Source organism: Mesorhizobium sp. M0185, assembly GCF_040322175.1.
Lineage (GTDB): Bacteria > Pseudomonadota > Alphaproteobacteria > Rhizobiales > Rhizobiaceae > Mesorhizobium.
In genome coordinates, this window is sequence record NZ_JAMYSY010000078.1 from 1 (window position 1) to 18,782 (window position 18,782).

The 18,782-nt window shown below is 64.3% G+C and carries 14 protein-coding genes; 10 read left to right on the forward strand and 4 right to left on the reverse strand.

Features of this window, described 5'->3' with window-relative positions:
• Positions 1–106 precede the first annotated feature (106 nt).
• From NKJ20_RS32070 to NKJ20_RS32085, 4 genes are all read left to right on the forward strand, one after another.
• The gene (locus NKJ20_RS32070; protein ID WP_352749524.1) at positions 107–2,068 is read left to right on the forward strand and encodes a hypothetical protein; all 1,962 of its coding nucleotides are present in this window, start codon (positions 107–109) and stop codon (positions 2,066–2,068) included.
• Between the two features lie 10 nt (positions 2,069–2,078).
• Positions 2,079–5,855: a DUF7929 domain-containing protein gene (locus tag NKJ20_RS32075; protein ID WP_352749527.1), complete on the forward strand. Its 3,777-nt coding sequence runs from the start codon at positions 2,079–2,081 to the stop codon at positions 5,853–5,855.
• 221 nt (positions 5,856–6,076) lie between these two features.
• A complete protein-coding gene (gene rpe / locus NKJ20_RS32080; RefSeq protein WP_352449613.1) occupies positions 6,077–6,754 on the forward strand; it encodes a ribulose-phosphate 3-epimerase in 678 nt (225 codons plus the stop codon).
• A 40-nt stretch (positions 6,755–6,794) separates the two neighbouring features.
• Positions 6,795–8,318, forward strand: a complete 1,524-nt coding sequence (locus NKJ20_RS32085) for a malonate--CoA ligase (protein ID WP_352449612.1) — start codon at positions 6,795–6,797, stop codon at positions 8,316–8,318.
• 2 nt (positions 8,319–8,320) lie between these two features.
• Here the strand turns inward: NKJ20_RS32085 and nagA are convergent, their stop codons facing one another.
• From nagA to NKJ20_RS32105, 4 genes are read right to left on the reverse strand one after another with little or no spacing between them, the layout of a single operon-like run.
• Complete coding sequence (gene nagA, locus NKJ20_RS32090; RefSeq protein ID WP_352449611.1) at positions 8,321–9,493, reverse strand: N-acetylglucosamine-6-phosphate deacetylase; 1,173 nt, start codon at positions 9,491–9,493, stop codon at positions 8,321–8,323.
• Positions 9,490–10,521, reverse strand: coding sequence for an SIS domain-containing protein (locus NKJ20_RS32095; RefSeq protein ID WP_352683876.1), 1,032 nt, complete (start codon positions 10,519–10,521; stop codon positions 9,490–9,492). Before NKJ20_RS32095 ends, nagA begins: the two co-directional genes overlap by 4 nt.
• A complete protein-coding gene (locus NKJ20_RS32100) occupies positions 10,518–11,300 on the reverse strand; it encodes a GntR family transcriptional regulator (protein WP_352449609.1) in 783 nt (260 codons plus the stop codon). The genes NKJ20_RS32095 and NKJ20_RS32100 overlap by 4 nt, the downstream gene beginning before the upstream one ends.
• On the reverse strand, positions 11,297–12,178 hold the full coding sequence (locus NKJ20_RS32105; RefSeq protein ID WP_352457263.1) for a glucosamine kinase nucleotide-binding domain-containing protein: 882 nt from the start codon (positions 12,176–12,178) through the stop codon (positions 11,297–11,299). The genes NKJ20_RS32100 and NKJ20_RS32105 overlap by 4 nt, the downstream gene beginning before the upstream one ends.
• Positions 12,179–12,377: 199 nt before the next feature.
• Between NKJ20_RS32105 and NKJ20_RS32110 the strand changes: the two genes are divergently transcribed.
• From NKJ20_RS32110 to NKJ20_RS32135, 6 genes are all read left to right on the forward strand, one after another.
• Positions 12,378–13,337, forward strand: a complete 960-nt coding sequence (locus NKJ20_RS32110; RefSeq protein ID WP_352749528.1) for an N-acetylmuramic acid 6-phosphate etherase — start codon at positions 12,378–12,380, stop codon at positions 13,335–13,337.
• 2 nt (positions 13,338–13,339) lie between these two features.
• On the forward strand, positions 13,340–14,599 hold the full coding sequence (locus tag NKJ20_RS32115) for an ABC transporter substrate-binding protein (RefSeq protein WP_352749530.1): 1,260 nt from the start codon (positions 13,340–13,342) through the stop codon (positions 14,597–14,599).
• Between the two features lie 242 nt (positions 14,600–14,841).
• A complete protein-coding gene (locus tag NKJ20_RS32120; protein WP_352507070.1) occupies positions 14,842–15,765 on the forward strand; it encodes a carbohydrate ABC transporter permease in 924 nt (307 codons plus the stop codon).
• An 8-nt stretch (positions 15,766–15,773) separates the two neighbouring features.
• A complete protein-coding gene (locus NKJ20_RS32125; protein WP_023679838.1) occupies positions 15,774–16,613 on the forward strand; it encodes a carbohydrate ABC transporter permease in 840 nt (279 codons plus the stop codon).
• A complete protein-coding gene (locus tag NKJ20_RS32130) occupies positions 16,610–17,671 on the forward strand; it encodes a Gfo/Idh/MocA family protein (protein ID WP_352749533.1) in 1,062 nt (353 codons plus the stop codon). The genes NKJ20_RS32125 and NKJ20_RS32130 overlap by 4 nt, the downstream gene beginning before the upstream one ends.
• 15 nt (positions 17,672–17,686) lie before the next feature.
• Positions 17,687–18,685, forward strand: a complete 999-nt coding sequence (locus NKJ20_RS32135; RefSeq protein ID WP_352749536.1) for an ABC transporter ATP-binding protein — start codon at positions 17,687–17,689, stop codon at positions 18,683–18,685.
• Positions 18,686–18,782: the final 97 nt, after the last annotated feature.

The window sequence follows — 18,782 nt, forward strand, 5'->3', positions numbered from 1 at the left end:
GGGACCAATCACCTTCTACAACGGCCTGGCCTACTTCCGTGCCTGTGCCGATGGATGGGCTCTGCGAGATGTGTATATGCCCTAGATGACCTGTGGGGGGAGATCCATGTCTTGCGACCACGGCGCGTTCGTGCGCTCTCGTGCCGGCCGTTTGCGCCGCGCCATCCAGGCTGCCACCGGATTGTCGATCTTGGCGCTCGCCACTGGGCTCTGGCTCGGTGGCTCGGCCCAGGCTCAGGAAACCCGGATCATCTATCCCGGCTCGATGGCAATGACCGGATTCTCCGGCACCATCATTCCCAATTTCGAGGAAGGCCTGCCGCCGGGCGTCGATCCCGTCGACGAAACCTTCATCGACACGGCGCGCGCGACCTTGCGCATCTTCGACGTCTCAAGGCTGGGCGGGCCGGCGTCTGGCGAATTGGTCTTCACCCCGCCACCGTTCGAGGTCACGGCCGGGCAAATCGGCCAGGTGTTCGGCATCACCTACGACGACGGCGTGCGCGACGGCGTTCCATCGGCCATTCCAAACCTCTATGCCGGCGCCACGTCGCTGCACGGCATCCGCATAGTCACGCCAGACGGCGACGCCGACGGCCGGCCGGAGCGGCAGCGCCGCGGCACGGCTGACGCGGTCTTCATGGACGGCCAGTTCGGCACCGAAAACGGCGGCGGCCCCGGAACGATCTGGAAAATCGACGGCATCACCGGCGCCGTCTCGAAATTCGCCGATATCGACGCCAATAGCGGTCCCGGCATCGGCGACGTCACTTTCGACAATATCCACCGCCAGTTCTTCGCCAGCGATCTCGACACCGGCCTCATCCACCGCATCGACGCCAATGGCGCGCTGCTCGACGCGTTCGACCACGGTATAGCCGGCCGCCCGGCGCACGGGCTTGCCGCCCTTGCCGACGACGGCTCGGTGATTGACATCCAGGGTGCTGCCTTCGACAGCGAGGACCCCGACAGCTGGGGCTACACGCAGGACGAGCGCCGCGTCTGGTCGGTCGCCTATCGTGGCAGCCGGCTCTATTATTCGGTCGGTGATAAGGCGGAGATCTGGTCGGTGGGCGTTGCCGGCGACGGCAGTTTCGCCGGCGACCCGCGCTGGGAACTGACGGTCAAGGCCGACAAGGATTACGCGGTCACCGACATCGCCTTCGACAACGAGGGCTTCATGTACCTGGCCCAGCGCGGCCCGGTGGAGAACCGCTACGACTACAGCCAGTTCGCCGATTCCGGCAAGGGTGAGGTCATCCGCTATTGGCGCGAAAATCCGGACGATCCGGCGACGGAATCGGCCTGGGTGGAAGTGCCGCAGGAATATGCGGTCGGCTTCCCGCAAGACAACCGACAGTCGGCCGGCGGCCTCGACCTGCAATATGGCTACGATGCCGAAGGCAATCTCGATACCGGCGTCTGCACCGACACGCTGGTCGATACCGGCGACAAGTTACGCGACAACCCGGAGCTTGCCGAACAACTCGCAGCCGGCGGGCCGCTCGCCGTGCACGGCGTGCAAATCACGCCGACGGCACTGGCCAAGCCGGCCAACATGCCGCCTTTCGGCTCGTGGTTCGTCGACTTCGACAATTATTTCGAAGACCCGGAAGTCGAAGGCCATGTCGGCGACGTCGAGGTCTGGCGCCCCTGCGAAGGCCGTGCCGGCTATTACGAGCAGGTGCCTGGCGGCTATCTGCCACCGTTCTATCCGCCGGACTTTCCGCCCCCCGGCAATCTGCCTCCTTGCCTCGATGTCGAGGATGTCAGGTATTTCTGCACGCCCTCCGGCCTCGAGGCCGATCTCTATCTCCATGACCATGCCGGCTTTGGCGGCGATTCGATCAGGGCTCTGTCCAGGACCCCTGGCGTTGGGGTGACTTCACCTCTGTCGCATGCGCCCGGCGCGCCATACACGATCGGCATCACCGGCCATTACCCTGGCGATACGGTCGATGTCGGGCTCTGCTTCTACAGGCAGTCCGATACCGACAAGGGTGGCTACTACCCTTGCTGCAAGATGACCTTGCCGCTCAGAACCCCAGCCGTCAGCTGCGAACCGTGAGGAGGGGAAGATGAGCAATCTCGCATTTTTCCCGCCTGCGACAAGCAGCCAATCAACCGGCAAACAATCATTCGTCATGGAGACCATCATGAAACCCCTGTCACTCGCCAGGCGCGGCGTGCGCTGGCTGATGGCGGCCGGTATCGCGGTCGCCATGCTGAGTCCGCTGCAAGGCTTCGCTGAAGACCTTGCTCCGGCCAAGACCAAGCCTGCCGATGCGGTCACTGTCATTCCCGATACCAGGCTCGATTTCGACAATCCTCGCACCGTCAATCCGGAGCCGGGCCGGATCGTGCCCTTGTTCACCAAGAAAGGCACCCAGAGAGGCTGCGACTATGTCGTATACTCGCTGAGCTTTGGCTTGCGCGGCAATCCGCAGGGTCTTGCCAGCCCCGGCCTCGCCGCCGTGCTGAAAAAGGTCAGGCTCGATTTCAGGGACCAGCTCCCGCACGGCCTGCGCATCGTCGGCGTGCATGTGACCGGCGACGGCACCGATGCGTCCGGCGGACCGCTGCCCGGTGCTGTGATCAGCAGTTCGGCTGGCCCGGACGATACCGCGACGGTGTCCGATTTCCGGATTTCCGCCAGCGATCTCGACGGCATCGGCGCTGCGAACGAGCGCGTCATCACGTTCCAGATCACCGCCAAGATCGACCATGCGGCGTTTCCGTCGCCGACGATCGTTCACAACCAGGGCGTGGTCAAGGTGAGCCGCGAACGCGGCGCCGGCATCGAAATCCCGTCGCAGGACCCGGGCAAGCCGGACGACGGCAATTATCTCACGGGTGCAAAGACGTCGATCAAGATCGACGTCACCAGGTGCAACCCGCCGCCTCCACCTCCCGGCAAGGAATGCTTCAAGGTGGAGCGCGGCACGGTCGATTGCGTGCCCGGCGGCGGCGCCTTCATCTACCACATGCCGGTCGGCCCAGAGATGGCTGGCAAATGGGTGCAGCTTTCGACGACGACACCCGGCATCACCATCATTCCCGACACGCAATTGGTGCCGGCCGGCGGCGGTGTGCTCAATTGGAAGATCGTCGGCGCTTCACCCGGCGACGTCATCCACATCATCGTCACCGGTATCGAAACCTATGCCGGCCCGAGGGAGGGCTGGGGCCTGTGCTGCACGCAGACCATCGATATCGTCATCCCGCGTGATCAGCGCTGCCCGCCGAAGGACAAGGAACCGGATCTGAAAGTCGAAAAGCGCGCCGACGTGCAACGTTGCACGATCGGCGGCGGCTGCGACTTCACCATCAGGGTCACCAATGTCGGCGATGCACCCTACCACGGCAAGATCGTGCTCGACGAAGTCACCCTGCCGGCCGGCTCCACCCTCGATTCAGGGCCGAACCCGCCTTGGGTCTGCGCGCCTGGAACCACCCCGATGATTTGCACTCATCCGGTGACCACGCTCAATCCGGGTGCCTCTGTCGACCTCAAGCTCGGCTTCAAGCCGGCCGCAGGCTGGCGAGGCAGCGTCTTGCGCAACTGCGCCACTTACAATTATGCCAGCGGCAAGCCGCTTTTCGGCAGCCAGCAAGACGATCGCGGCTGTGCTTCGATCCCGGTCTGCCGGCGTGGCGATCGTGACCGCGACTGCCGGCCGCCGGTGGAGAAGAAGGTCGACCTGATCCTGAAGAAGCGCGCCCGCACCGAATTCTGTTCGGCCGATGGCGTCTGCACCTTCGTGGTCGACATAATCAACAATGGCAGCGTCCCCTATAATGGGCCGCTGACGGTCGTCGATACCTATCCGGGCGGCGCGCCGGCATCCTCGACCTTCGGCCCGACGCCGCCATGGACATGCGGACCGAACGGTCCCGGCAAGTTCCGCTGCGACAATGCCGGCATCGTGCTGTTGCCTGGCGCCTCGACGCCGATCTTCGTCAGGGCGGTGATGCCGGCCAACTACCGGCCCGACCGTGTCGAGAACTGCGCCGAGGTGAAGGCTATTCCCGGTGAGAACGACATCACCAATAACAGGGCCTGCGCCAAGGAACGCATCCATCATCCGAATGGCGGCCAGCCGGCCCTGCGCATCACCAAGGTGTGCAATGGTTCGCTGGCCGGTGCTGCGGTCGTTTCCTGCCGCATTACCGTCATCAGCCTCGGCACCACTGCCCCGACCGGTCCGGTAGGGGTCAACGATGCCGCGACGCTGATAGCCAGCGGAGCGCCGGTCCAGATCCAGACCGTCACCCCAGACGGCGCGGAATGGGCTTGCGGACCGGTTCCGGCCAATGCGCTGTCGTGCCAGATTCCCGGCGCCGTCATGACGCCTGGAACCAGCCGCCATTTCGACGTGACGGTTGCCGCGAACGGCGAATTCGAGAACTGCGCACGCGGCTCCTACGGCCCGGCTCCGGGAGACGACATCGTCTATCCGATCGGCCAGGCCTGCGCCAAGGGCGGCGGCGCCTCGACCATCCGCGTCGAGAAGACCGGTGATGCCGAGTGCAAGCCCGGCCAGCCCTGCTCGTTCGAGATCACCATCACGAACGATGGCGCGAGCGCCTTCTCCGGTCCGGTTAGCGTCGGCGATGCGATCGGCGTCGAAGGCCTCGGCCGGCTGGAAGGCGTTGCGATCACCTCGATCGATCCGCCCTTCGGCTGCTCGCCGGAGCCGGCAATCTTGCCTCTGTCCTGCATCGCTCAACTGACGCTCGGCGCCGGGGAAAGCCACGTTCACAACGTGACCGTGGTGCTTCCCGACGACGGTCGCCTGGCAAATCTGCAGGGCACTGTCAATGGTCAGAACTGCGTCGGCGTGCTCTCTCCCGACACGCCGGTGCAAGGCGGCGGCGACGTGTTGTCCCGCGGCGCGGCCAACGTGCAGGGCGATCACGGCAAGGCCTATGCCTGTCATCCCTTCACCATCAGGAATGAGGTGAAGAAGGAATGCTCGGCAGGCTTCGTCATGAACGACGCCGGCAACTGCGTCTGCCCGCCCGGCACGACCTTCCGCAACGGCCAATGCTCGTCCGGCGGCGGCACGGTTATCGTGCCGAAGCCAAAACCTTGCGTTCTGCTCAAAGGCCAGATCCGTACCGAAGACGGACGCTGCGTCTGCCCGCACGGAACCGAACTGGAGAACGGCGCTTGCGTGGGGAAAGAGCCGAAGCCCGAGCAGTGCACCATCCGTGGCCAGATCCACGACGCTGCCGGCGATTGCGTCTGCCCGCGGGGCACCGAAGTCAGAGGCAATGCCTGCCGGCCAATCCAGCCAAGGCCCGAGCAGTGCACCATCCGTGGCCAGATCCACGACGCCGCTGGCGATTGCGTCTGCCCGCGGGGTACGGAAGTCAGGGGCAATGCCTGCCGGCCAATCCAGCCGAAGCCGGAGCAGTGCACCATTCGGGGCCAGATCCACAATGCCGCTGGCCATTGCGTCTGCCCGAGGGGCACGGAAGTCAGGGGTAGTGCCTGCCGGCCAATCCAGCCGAAGCCGGAGCAGTGCACCATCCGCGGGCAGATCCACGACGCCAACGGCGATTGCGTCTGCCCGCGGGGTACGGAAGTGCAAGGCAATGCCTGCAGGCGCAAGAAGCCTGTTGTGGTGGAGTGCCCGATACCCGGTCAGATCCACAACAAGCGTGGCGTTTGCGTCTGCCCGCGTGGGACAGAGCTGCGCGACGGCGCCTGCCGCAAACCGCGGCTGGAGTGCGCACCGGGCGCGCGGCCGATTAATGGCCAGTGCCAGCCGATCCGCAAACCGAGCCTGCTGCTGAATCCAGATGTTCTTCAGCAGCTGCCAAGGCGCAAGCCGCAGCTCGAGCAATAGGATCGCGCGCGAACTTCAAACGGGTGATCATTCGATCAAGAAAACCCCGCCGGAGCGATCCGGCGGGGTTTTTCTTTGGCTGGCAGATGAAAGAGCAGCGAAAACCTGAAGCCGTGGCATCAGCGGAAGGACAAACCGGCTTCCACTTTCCGGACTCGACTCATGGTCTAGGCAGGCGATACAGAGGGTCCGTAAACCGAGGCGTTCGGGAAGACCGCGTCATGAGCAAAAAAACCCTGATCGCGCCATCGGTGCTGGCTTCCGATTTCTCGAAGCTCGGCGACGAGGTCGAGGCGGTGGCGGCCGCCGGCGCCGACTGGATCCATCTCGACGTCATGGACGGGCATTTCGTCCCCAACATCACCTTCGGGCCGCCGGTGATCAAGGCGATCCGCAACCGCACCAAGGCCTTCTTCGACTGCCATCTGATGATCGCCCCCGCCGACCCCTATCTGGCCGCCTTCGCCGAGGCCGGCTGCGACGGCATCACGGTGCACGCCGAAGCCGGGCCGCATCTCGACCGCTCGCTGCAGACGATCAAAAACCTTGGCAAGAAGGCCGGCGTGTCGCTCAACCCCGCGACACCGGAGACGATGATCGAATACGTGCTCGACCGGCTCGATCTTATCCTGATCATGACGGTCAATCCGGGCTTCGGCGGCCAGGCCTTCATTCCGGCGATCGTAGACAAGGTGAAGCGGGTGAAGGCGCTGATCGGTGACAGGCCGATCCGGATCGAGATCGACGGCGGCATTTCGCCGGAAACTGCGCCCCTGGTCACCGCCGCCGGCGCCAGCGTGCTGGTCGCCGGTGCGGCCATTTTCAAGGGCGGCAGCGTCGCAGCCTATCGGGCAAACATCGAGGCAATCAGGGCAGCGGCGGACAAGGCGGCCGGCTGACCGCCGCCGTTCGGCCGGAGACAGCCGCTCGGGGGGACTTTTGAGCAACCATCTGTTCGATGCTTTCCGTGCCCGGATGCCCACGCCCGGACGCCTTTTGATGGAGGCAGAGGACGGGCGCTCGATCAGCTATGGCGAAATGCTGGCGCGCTCCGCTCAACTGGCACATGTGCTGTCGCAGCTGGGCGTCGAAGCCGGCGACCGCGTCGCCGTTCAGGTCGAGAAGAGCCCGGAGGCCATTTTCCTCTATCTCGCCTGTCTGCGTGCCGGCGCGATCTTCCTGCCGCTCAACACCGCCTATACGCTGACCGAGCTCGAGTATTTCTTCAGGGATGCCGAGCCGCGACTGATCGTCTGCGACCCGGCGCGAGTGACCGAGATCGGCGCTTTGGCGCAGGACTCGGGCGCTGCGGTCGCGACACTCGGCAGCAAGGGCGAGGGTTCGTTGACCGATCGGGCCTCTGAGGCGGCCGTGGACTTCCACGACGTGGCGCGCGGACCGGACGACCTTGCTGCGATCCTCTACACCTCCGGCACCACCGGCCGTTCGAAAGGCGCCATGCTCAGCCACGAAAACCTCGCCTCGAATGCGCGGGTGCTGGTCGACCTCTGGCGCTTCACTGCCGCAGACGTGCTGATTCACGCGCTGCCGGTTTTCCACACGCATGGCCTTTTCGTCGCCACCAATGTCGTCCTGATGGCCGGTGCCTCGATGCTGTTCGAAACCAAATTCGACCCGGCCCGCATCGTCTCGCTGCTGCCGCGCGCCACCGTGCTGATGGGCGTGCCGACATTCTACGTCCGCCTGCTGCAGCAGGACGGTTTGAACCGGCAAGCGGCGAAAAACATCCGCCTGTTCATTTCCGGCTCGGCGCCGCTGTTGGCCGAGACGCACAGAGCCTGGCGAGAGCGCACCGGCCACGCCATCCTCGAGCGCTACGGCATGACCGAGACCAACATGAACACGTCGAACCCTTATGATGGCGAGCGGCGTGCCGGCACGGTCGGGTTTCCCGTGACCGGCGTTTCCCTGCGCATCACCGACCCCGAGAGCGGCGAAACACTTGCCAAGGGCGATGTCGGCATGATCGAGGTGAGGGGTCCCAATGTCTTTTGCGGCTACTGGCGCATGCCGGAAAAGACCAAAGCGGAGTTCCGTGACGACGGTTTCTTCATCACCGGCGATCTCGGGCTGATCGATGCCGACGGCTATGTCCACATCGTCGGCCGCGGCAAGGACCTGATCATTTCCGGCGGCTACAATATCTATCCAAAGGAAGTCGAGAGCGAGATCGACGCGCTGCCTGGCGTCGCCGAAAGCGCTGTCATCGGCGTTGCCCATCCGGATTTCGGCGAAGGCGTCACCGCTGTCGTGGTGAGGGCGCCGGGCTCGACCATCAGCGCCGCAGGGATCGTCGAGGCCATCGCCGGGCGCCTCGCCAGGTACAAGCATCCGAAACGGGTGATCTTCGTCGACGAACTGCCGCGCAACACGATGGGCAAGGTGCAGAAGAACCTGCTGCGCGAAGCCTACAAGGACCTCTATACGTCCAAAGCCGGCTAACCCTAACGAGCAGGGCTGCCTGCAAAAACCTTGGCACCATCGATCCAGACGCTTTTAATGTCCAGATCGTCCGACAGCGAAACGATGTTGGCCGCGGTACCGTTGGCGAAGCGCCCGAACCGGTGCGACTGGCCGACCGCCTGCGCCGGATAGAGGGAGGCCATGCGCAAGGCTTCGTCGAGGTCGAGGCCGACGACGCGGTGCATGAAGCGCACCGCGGAAATCATGTCGAGATCCGCGCCCGCCAGCGTGCCGTCGGCAAGTGTCAGCCTGCCATCCTTGCGGTGGATGGTGCGGCCGTTCAGCGTGAACGAGGTCATGTCGGTGCCGATCGTCGCCATGGCATCGGTAACGAGCAGGATCTTGCCCGGCCCCTGCTTGGCGCGCAAGGCGATGGCCATGGTGGCCGGATCGACATGGATACCGTCGGCGATGATCCCGGCATAGAATGCGCCGGTATCGATTGCGGCGCCCGCTAGCCCTGGCTCGCGATTGCCGATCTGGCTCATCGCATTGAACAGATGGGTGACCACCGTTGCGCCGGCCTCGGCAAAGGCGCGAGCCGTGGCATAGCCGATATCGGAATGGCCGATGCTGACGACAATGCCGGCCTTGCTAAGCGCCGACACCTGGCTGGGCTCGACGGATTCGGGCGCCACCGTCGTCAGCAGCACGGGCAGGTTTTTCCGTGCGGCGATCAGCATCGTCTGGTCGGAGTCTAGCATCGGCCGGATCAAAGCCGGGTCATGTGCGCCCTTGCGGGCGATCGACAGATGCGGCCCTTCGAGGTGCAGGCCCAGGAACCCCGGCACCTTCCTCCGTGCCGCCTCGGCTCCGGCCGCAACCGCCGCGGCGGTGATCTCGGACGTGTCGGTGATCAGCGTCGGCAACAGCGCCGCCGTGCCGAAGGGGGCGTGTGCCCGGCAGATGGTCTCGATCGAGGCGACGTCCGGATGGTCGTTGAGCATGACGCCGCCGCCGCCATTGACCTGCAGATCGACGAAGCCAGGCGCCAGCATGCCGCCGCCGGTCTCGATACGCGCAACATCGGATGGAATGGCACCGGCGGCAACAATGGCCTCGACGAGGCCGTCGCGCACGACAAGCGCCGCATTGTCGTGCCAGTCGTCGCCATCGAAAATCCCGGCGCCAGTCAGGGCAAAACGGTCGCTCATAGGGTTTCCGTTACCTTGCGCAGATTGGGCGGCGTGTCGGGGTCGAGGCCGCGATGGCGGGCAAAGGCCTCGACGAAACCATAGAACGACACGATCAGCGTCAGCGGGTCGGTCAGCGGATGACCGGTTGCGACATGCGGCAGGCGCTGAGCGCTCTTTGCCTTGTTCGACGTCACAAAGACGGCAGCGCCCTTGCCGGCCAGGCTGTCGGCGGCATCGGCCACCGATGGCTCGGACGCATCGCGAGCAGCCAGCGCCAGCACCGGGAAACCGGGACCGACCAGCGCCAGCGGGCCGTGCATGACCTCGGCCGCACTATAGGCTTCCGCATGCATGGCGCAGGTTTCCTTGAATTTCAGCGCCGCCTCGTTGGCGATCGCCGCCGACGGGCCACGGCCGAGAATGAACAGCGATTTCGGCGTCTCGAGTGCCCCAGCCAGCGCCATCCAGTCGCAGGCGATCGCCTTGCGAAAATGCTCCGGCAAGCGCGCGAGCGCCACCAGGAGTTTGTCGTCGCCGGTGCAATGCGCCATCAAGGCGAGTCCTGCGACGGCTGAATTGACGAAGGTCTTCGTCGCCGCGACGCTGCGCTCCGGTCCGGCCAGGATGTCGATTGCGTAGTCCGAAGCCCGCGCCAGCGGCGAATCGGCGGTGTTGGTGATGGCGACGGTCAGCGAACCGCCGGTCCTCGCCGCTTGCGCCATTGCAACGATGTCCGGGCTCTTGCCGGACTGCGAGATCGCCAGGCAGGCCGAGCCGCCCAGCTTCAGCTTGGCGCCATAGATCGAGGCGATCGACGGGCCGACCGATGCAACCGCCAGCCCGGCGGTCAACTCCACGGCATATTTCATGAAGGTTGCGGCATGGTCGGACGAGCCACGCGCCACGGTGACGACGAAATTCGGATCGCGCTCGCGAATGCCGCGTCCAGCTTCCGTCAGCACCGCGGCCGAGCCATCGAGCAGGCGGGCGGTGGCCTCCGGGATCTCCTCGATCTCGCGCCGCATATGGGTCGTTGTCGCGGTCATGGCCGGCCCTCTTCGCCCGGCCCGCTCAGCCGGAGTTCGGCGACAAAATCATAGGCGTCGCCCCTGTAGATGGAGCGGGTAAACTCGATCACCTTGCCGCTCGCCAGATAGGAGATACGCTCGATGTGCAGGCCGGCAATGCCCGACGGTACTTCCAGCAGATGTGCGTCGCCATCGCCGAGATTGGTGGCGGAAATGCGTTGCACCGCCCGCACCGGCCTGTTGCCGGTCTTTTCCAACGCGGCGTAGAGCGACGAACCAATCGCCGCCGGATCGGGCAGCACGCTTGTCGATAGCGAGGCGCGCTCGATCGCCAGCGGTGTGTCGTTGGCGATACGAAGGCGCGCCACGCGCGCCACCAATTCGTTCGACGCCAGGCCGAGCACCATCATCTCGTCGGGCGACGGCGGATAGAGGCCGCGGTCGAGCCAAGCCGAACGCACCGCCATGCCGCGCCGCGCCATGTCTTCGGTAAACGAGGTCAGCATCGACAGCGACTGCTCGACGCGCTCCATACGTGGCGCAACGAAGGTACCGGAACCATGGCGCTGGACGAGGATGCCGCCCTTGACCAGGTCCTGCACCGCCTTGCGCACGGTGACGCGCGAAATGTCGGCCTTGCTAGCGATGTCGCGCTCGGAAGGCAGCGCATCGCCAGGTCCGATCAGCCCGCGTTTGACCGCATCCTCGATGCTCTTCCTGAGCTGCAGATAGAGCGGCGCGCCACTCTGCGACGATTGTTTCAGCGCCGCGAATATCTGGTCGGCGGCCTCACTCATCGAGCTGCCTCCGCTGTGTTTGCGAAAATCCGAACCGCCATCTGCACCGCGCCGCCCAGCGCGTCATCGAGCGGCGGTTTCAGCAGCGCCCGGTAGCGGGCCGACAGGCGCGGCGCATAAAGCGGCGCCAGCCCGCCGAGCAGGCAGAGCGGATCGTCGCCGCCGAGGTCGAGCACGCCAAGCGCTGCCTCGACATCGGCGACCGCCTTGTCGAGGATCCAGATAGCGACGGCGTCGCCTTTTTCGGCATGTTCGAACACCTTGGGCGCGAAGCCGCCGAAATCGCCGGGCTTGGCGTTGGTGGTGAACTCGACCACATCCTCGGGATTGTTGCGGAAGATGGTGAGCATGGCCTGCGTCAGTGGCGAGCCTTCGCGGATGCCGTCATAGGCGAGCAGCGTCTGCTCGAGCAGGTCGCGGCCGATACGGGCGCCGCTGCCCTGGTCGCCGACCTGGAACCCCCAGCCGCCGATGGCGCGCGACTTGCCTTGTTTGCGTGCCATATAGGCGGTGCCGGTGCCGAGTATGGCCATGGCGCCGTCGCCGGAGCCAACCGCGCCTTCCAGCGCGATCTCGGCGTCGGTCTCGACACGGCTGATGCGAAACGGCAGGATCGCTTCGAGCTGCTGCCGGTAGGTGCCGACATTGGCGCCGGCAAGACCGAGAACGGCCGGAGTTTGCGGGATCAGTGCGGGATCCCTGCCCGCGGCGACAAAGGCCTGCTGCGCTGCGTCGACGATGTTCGTCCTGGCGCCGGTGAGATCCGTTCGGATGTTGGCGGCACCGCTTTTGGCGCGGCCGAGGACGCTGCCGTCGGCCGTTGCAAGGGCCGCCCTGCAGCTGGTGCCGCCGCCATCGATGCCGAGCACGAATTTCACGCGATTTCTCCTCCGGGCGGATAATACCAATAAAGTACCAATAGCCAAGGATTAATTTCCGTTTCAAAAAAGTTAAGGCGTAGTTTGTTGGAAAATCAGCCAATTTCGTTCGCACGCCTGCACCGCCGCAAGGATTTCATTAATGCGTGTGGACAAGTGGTATTTTTTTGGTATGGTTTTCTCGATTGGAGGAAAGCGGATGGCCGAAACGCGCACCGAAGCGCTTCACCAGAATGCCGAGGGACTGGATATCCAGGCCCCGGAAGCCGTCCTTTCCTCTTTGGTCAACGCACAGATCGAGGCCGCCAAGGCCGTGCACGGCGCCATTCCTGCCATTGCCGCGGCAGCCGAAATCATCGCAAGCAGACTGAAAAGCGGCGGCAAGCTCGCCTATGCGGCTGCCGGCAGTTCGGGCCTGATGGCACTGGCCGATGCGCTTGAGTTGCCGGGCACGTTCGGCATCCAGCGCGACCGTATCGCCATCCTGATCGCCGGCGGCGACGAGGCCTTCAAGACACTGGCCGGCGGGCCGGAGGACGACACCGAGGAAGCTTCGGCAGCGGTTGCCGCCGCCGGCATCGGCAAGGGCGACTGCCTGATCGCCGTCTCGGCCAGCGGCTCGACACCTTATGCAGTCAGGGCGATCGAGGACGCCAGGCGCCGCGGTGTGGCGACCATTGCCATCGCCAACAACCGGGATGCGCCGCTGTTGCGGCTGGCCGACATCGCCATCCTGCTCGAAACGCCGCCGGAGCTGATTGCCGGCTCAACGCGCATGGGCGCAGGCACCGCCCAGAAGATCGCGCTCAACATGCTGTCGACGCTCGCCGCCATCCATCTCGGCCATGTCCATGACGGCTACATGGTCAACCTCATGGCCGACAACATCAAGCTGCGCGACCGCGCCGCACGCATCGTTGCCGCCGTCAGCGGGCGCGACAAGGACGAGGCGGCGCGCCTGCTCGAAAGGAGCGGCGGCGTCGTCAAGACCGCTATTCTGCTCGCCGCCGGCGCCGCCAGCGCCGATGCAGCCGAGAAGATATTGGAAGGGACCGGCCACAAGCTGCGGCAGGCCCTTTCCGCGATCGAGGGGAGCAAGGGGCGCAATGCCTCTGTTCTCATCAAAACCGAACCTGAAAAAGGTCAACAGGGAGACTGAGCATGACAACGAAGCTACTGACGGCACTTCTTCTCGGCACCAGCATTCTCGGCTCCGCCGGGGTGGCTTATGCCGACGACGTAACGCTCAACATCGAAAGCTGGCGCGGCGACGACCTTGCCATCTGGAAGGACAAGCTGATCCCTGCCTTCGAAGCCAAGAACCCGGGCATCAAGGTGGTGTTCGCGCCATCGGCGCCAACCGAATATGACGCCGCCCTCGGCGCCAAGCTCGCCGCCGGCTCGGCCGGCGACCTGATCACCTGCCGCCCGTTCGACAAGTCGCTGGAGCTCTTCAAGAAGGGCAACCTCGCCGACATCTCGACCCTGCCCGGCATGGAGAACTTCTCCGACGTCGCCAAGGCCGCCTGGCAGACCGACGACGGCAAGTCGAGTTTCTGCGTGCCGATGGCCTCCGTCATCCATGGCTTCATCTACAACAAGGACGCCTTCGACAAGCTCGGCATCAAGGTGCCGGAGACGCGCGACGAATTCTTCGCCGCGCTCGACAAGATCAAGGCCGACGGCACCTACATCCCGATGGCGATGGGCACCAAGGATCTCTGGGAAGCGGCGACCATGGGCTACCAGAACATCGGCCCGAATTACTGGAAGGGCGAGGAAGGCCGTCTGGCGCTGATCAAGGGCGAGCAGAAGCTGACCGATCCGCAGTGGGTCGAGCCCTACAAGGAACTGGCCAAGTGGAAGGACTATCTCGGCGACGGCTTCGAGGCGCAGACCTATCCGGACAGCCAGAACCTGTTCACGCTCGGCCGCGCCGCCATCTACCCGGCCGGCTCGTGGGAAATCGGCCTGTTCAACACGCAGGCGCAGTTCAAGATGGGCGCCTTCCCGCCGCCGGTGCAGAAGGCCGGCGACACCTGCTACATCTCCGACCACACCGACATCGGCATGGGCCTCAATGCGGCCTCGAAGAACGCGGATGCGGCCAAGACCTTCCTGTCCTGGGTGGCCTCGCCGGATTTCGCCACCATCTACGCCAACGCGCTGCCGGGCTTCTTCAGCCTGAACAACACCCCGGTGAAGATGGAAGACCCGCTGGCCCAGGAATTCGTCTCCTGGCGCGGCAAGTGCAAGTCGACGATCCGCTCGACCTACCAGATCCTGTCGCGCGGCACGCCGAACCTCGAAAACGAGACGTGGGTTGAATCGGCCAACGTCATCAACGGCACCGACACGCCGGAAGCTGCCGCCAAGAAGCTGCAGGACGGCCTCGACAGCTGGTACAAGCCGGCCAAGTAAGAGCGCGGCGAAGCGTTGTCTCCCCCCTCGAGGGGGGGAGATGTCGCCGAAGGCGACAGAGGGGGTCGGTCGAGGCAGGCTGCGGCTTGATCGCTGCTGGAAAGCACGGTCGAACGACGATGGCGCGCTGCCTCTGCCGACCCCACCCGCCTCGCTTTGCGAGGCACCCTCCCCTCGAGGGGGAGGGAGGCGCCGCGCCCTTTGACGGCAATAGCAAGACCTGATCGGCGGGGACCGAACGCATGGCCGCAGCACCGAAAAGACCGTTCCGTTGGCATATCGGCGTTTTCCTGGCGCCGGCGTTGCTGGTCTATACGGCGATCATGATCCTGCCTCTGGCCGGCACGCTGCAGCTTTCCTTGTTCCGCAACATCAATCAGTCGCAGGTCTTCGTCGGACTGGAAAATTTCCGCATGCTGTTCGGTGATCCCAACTGGTCGGTCAATTTCTGGAACGCGCTCAGGAACAATGTCTGGTTCTTCGTCATCCACATGCTGGTGCAGAACCCGATCGGCGTCCTTTTGGCCGCACTTCTGTCCAGCCCCAGGCTACGGTTTTCCGCCTTCTACCGCACGGCGATCTTCGTGCCGACGATCCTGTCTTTCGTCATCGTCGGCTTCGCCTGGAAGCTGATCCTGTCGCCGCTATGGGGCGTGGCGCCGCATATGATGGACCTTGTCGGCCTGAAAAGCCTGTTCACGCCCTGGCTCGGCAAGGCGCAATATGCGCTGACCGCGCTCAGCCTGATCTCGGTGTGGCAGTTCGTCGGCATCCCGATGATGCTGATCTATGCGGCACTGCTGTCCATTCCCGAAGAGGTGATCGAAGCGGCCGAATGCGACGGCATCACCGGGATGGCGCAGTTCTGGAAGATCAAGCTGCCGCTCATCCTGCCGTCGATCGGCATCATCTCGATCCTGACCTTCGTCGGCAATTTCAACGCTTTCGACCTGATCTACACCGCGCAAGGCGCGCTGGCCGGGCCGAACTATTCAACGGATATTCTCGGCACCTTCCTCTACCGCGCCTTCTTCGGTTTCCAGCTGCAGGTCGGCGATCCCAACATGGGCGCGGCGATCGCCACGATGATGTTCCTGATCATCCTCGGCGGCGTCTGCGTCTATCTGTTCCTCGTGCAGACGCGCCTGCGTCGCTACCAGTTCTGAGGCGCCACATGAGCACGGCAACCCGCTCGCTGCCCCGCACCATTGGCGCGCATGCGATCCTTCTGACCTACACGGCGATCGCGCTGTTTCCGGTAATCATCGTCATCGTCAACTCATTCAAGTCGCGCGCCGCCATCTTCGGTGCGCCGCTGGCGCCGCCGACGCCGAAAACCTTCGATCTAATCGGCTACACGACGGTGATCGGCCAGGGCGATTTCATCCACTATTTCCAGAACAGCCTTGTCGTCACCGTCGCCTCGCTGTTCTTCGTGCTTTTGTTCGGCGCCATGGCGGCTTTCTCGCTGTCGGAATACCGCTTCCGCGGCAATTCGCTGATGGGGCTCTATCTGGCGCTCGGCATCATGATCCCGATCCGCCTTGCCACCGTCGCCATCCTGCAATTGATGGTGGCGAGCGGGCTAGTCAACACGCTGACGGCGCTGATCCTGGTCTATACGGCGCAAGGCCTGCCGCTTGCCGTCTTCATCCTCTCGGAATTCATGAAGCAGGTCTCCGACGATCTGAAGAACGCCGGGCGCATCGACGGTCTCTCGGAATACACCATCTTCTTTCGCCTGGTGCTGCCACTGGTGCGACCATCGATGGCGACGGTCGCGGTCTTCACCATGATCCCGATCTGGAACGATCTGTGGTTCCCGCTGATCCTGGCGCCGTCGGAGGAGACCAAGACGGTGACGCTCGGCGCCCAGCTGTTTCTCGGCCAGTTCGTCACCAACTGGAACGCCATACTGGCGGCGCTGTCGCTGGCAATCATGCCGGTACTGATCCTCTACGTCATCTTCTCGCGGCAGCTGATCCGCGGCATCACTTCGGGGGCGGTCAAGTGAGTTCGCAACAACCTCTTCGCGTTGTCATCGCCGGCCTCGGCAACATGGGGCGCAGCCATGCGCTGGCGTATCACACCAATCCGGGATTCCAGATCGCCGCGCTGGTCAACCGCTCCGATGTGCCGCTGCCGGAAGGGCTTTCGACCTACGCCATCCGGCGTTCCTTCGACGAGGCGCTGCGTGACGAACGGCCCGACGTCGCCTGCATCGCCACCTATTCCGACAGCCATGCCGATTATGCGGTCAAGGCGTTCGAGGCCGGCTGCCATGTCTTTGTCGAAAAGCCGCTGGCAACCACCGTCGCGGATGCAGAGCGCGTCGTCGCCGCCGCCAAGGCCAACGGCAAAAAACTGGTGATCGGCTATATCCTGCGCCACCATCCGTCCTGGATCAGGCTGATTGCCGAGGCGCGGAAGCTCGGCGGCCCTTACGTGTTCCGCATGAATCTCAACCAGCAATCCTCCGGACATACCTGGGAGACGCACAAGCAGCTGATGCAGACGACGTCGCCGATCGTCGATTGCGGCGTGCATTATCTCGACGTGATGCTGCAGATCACCGACGCCAGACCAGTCGAGGTGCGCGGCATGGGGCTACGGCTGAGCGACGAGATCGCGCCGTCGATGTACAATTACGGTCATCTGCAGGTGCTGTTCGACGACGGTTCGGTCGGCTGGTACGAGGCCGGCTGGGGGCCGATGATTTCGGAGACGGCTTTCTTCGTGAAAGACGTGATCTCGCCCAATGGCTGCGTGTCGATCGTCATGAAGGAGGGTGTCAGGTCCGACGACATCGACACCCACACCAAGACCTCGACCATCCGCCTGCACAGCGCGGCGACCGGCGCGGATGGCAAGTTCGCCAAACCGGACGAAATGCTGTCGATGGAAGGCGAGCCCGGCCATCAGGACCTCTGCGACCTGGAACAGGCGTTTGTGCTGAAGGCGATCCGCGAGGATCTGGACTTGACCCGCCACATGGACGACGCGGTGAAGTCGCTCGCCGTCTGCTTGGCCGCAGACGAGAGCGTGCGCAGCGGCCTCGCCGTGAAACTCTAGAACAGGGACGAAGCCGTGGGCTCGCTGAACATCGAGAACGTGAAAAAGGCCTTCGGGCCGGTCGAGGTGCTGAAGGGCATCAACCTCGAGGTGACGGATGGCGAGTTCGTCGTCTTCGTCGGTCCATCCGGCTGCGGAAAGTCGACGCTGCTCAGGGTCATTGCCGGGCTGGAGGACTCGACCTCGGGCCGCGTGGTGATCGACGGGGCGGACGTCTCCGCCACCCCGCCGGCTAAACGCGGCATCGCCATGGTGTTCCAGACGTATGCGCTCTATCCGCATCTGACGGTGAAGAACAACATGGGCCTCGGCCTCAAGCAGGCGGGCACACCGGCGGCCGAGATCGACCGCCGCATCGGCATCGCCTCGTCGATGCTGTCGCTGGAGCCCTACCTAGAGAGGCGGCCGGCCGAGCTTTCCGGCGGTCAGCGCCAGCGCGTCGCCATCGGCCGCGCCGTGGTGCGCGAGCCCAAGCTTTTTCTGTTCGACGAGCCCCTGTCCAACCTCGATGCCGCGCTGCGCGTCAACACCAGGCTGGAGATCGCGCAATTGCATCGCCGGCTGAAGGCCACGATGATCTATGTCACCCACGACCAGGTCGAGGCGATGACGCTGGCCGACAAGATCGTCGTGCTGAACGCGGGAAAGATCGAGCAGATCGGCGGACCGATGGAGCTATACAATTCGCCGGCAAATGAATTCGTCGCCGGCTTCATCGGCTCACCGAAGATGAATTTCGTCGACGGCGCCAGGCTTGGCGAGACGGCCAAGACCATCGGCGTCCGTCCCGAACATCTGACCGTCGATCCCAAATCCGGCGCCTGGAAAGGCACGGTCGTCCATGCCGAGCACCTTGGCGCCGACACCAACCTCTATCTCGACTGCGAGAAGGCCGGCTTGATCACAGTGCGCATCTTCGGCGTCTATAACGCTGAACCGGGTGCCACGCTCTATGCGACGCCGGATCCGGCAAAGACATACCGGTTTGGAGCCGATGGGAAGGTGCTGAAGTAGCGCAGGCGCCGACTCCCCTTCTCCCCTTTGTTTGGACCGGAGACATCGCGAACAGGTGTGCGAGGACATCGCGAACAGTTTCCCACCCTATCTGTTG

Coding starts and splice junctions, on each gene's coding strand:
- NKJ20_RS32110 (WP_352749528.1), top strand. CDS start 12,378: ATGGCCGAAACGCGCACCGAAGCGCTTCACCAGAATGCCGAGGGACTG.
- NKJ20_RS32100 (WP_352449609.1), bottom strand. CDS start 11,300: ATGAGTGAGGCCGCCGACCAGATATTCGCGGCGCTGAAACAATCGTCG.
- nagA (WP_352449611.1), bottom strand. CDS start 9,493: ATGAGCGACCGTTTTGCCCTGACTGGCGCCGGGATTTTCGATGGCGAC.
- NKJ20_RS32075 (WP_352749527.1), top strand. CDS start 2,079: ATGAGCAATCTCGCATTTTTCCCGCCTGCGACAAGCAGCCAATCAACC.
- rpe (WP_352449613.1), top strand. CDS start 6,077: ATGAGCAAAAAAACCCTGATCGCGCCATCGGTGCTGGCTTCCGATTTC.
- NKJ20_RS32120 (WP_352507070.1), top strand. CDS start 14,842: ATGGCCGCAGCACCGAAAAGACCGTTCCGTTGGCATATCGGCGTTTTC.
- NKJ20_RS32115 (WP_352749530.1), top strand. CDS start 13,340: ATGACAACGAAGCTACTGACGGCACTTCTTCTCGGCACCAGCATTCTC.
- NKJ20_RS32095 (WP_352683876.1), bottom strand. CDS start 10,521: ATGACCGCGACAACGACCCATATGCGGCGCGAGATCGAGGAGATCCCG.
- NKJ20_RS32125 (WP_023679838.1), top strand. CDS start 15,774: ATGAGCACGGCAACCCGCTCGCTGCCCCGCACCATTGGCGCGCATGCG.
- NKJ20_RS32070 (WP_352749524.1), top strand. CDS start 107: ATGTCTTGCGACCACGGCGCGTTCGTGCGCTCTCGTGCCGGCCGTTTG.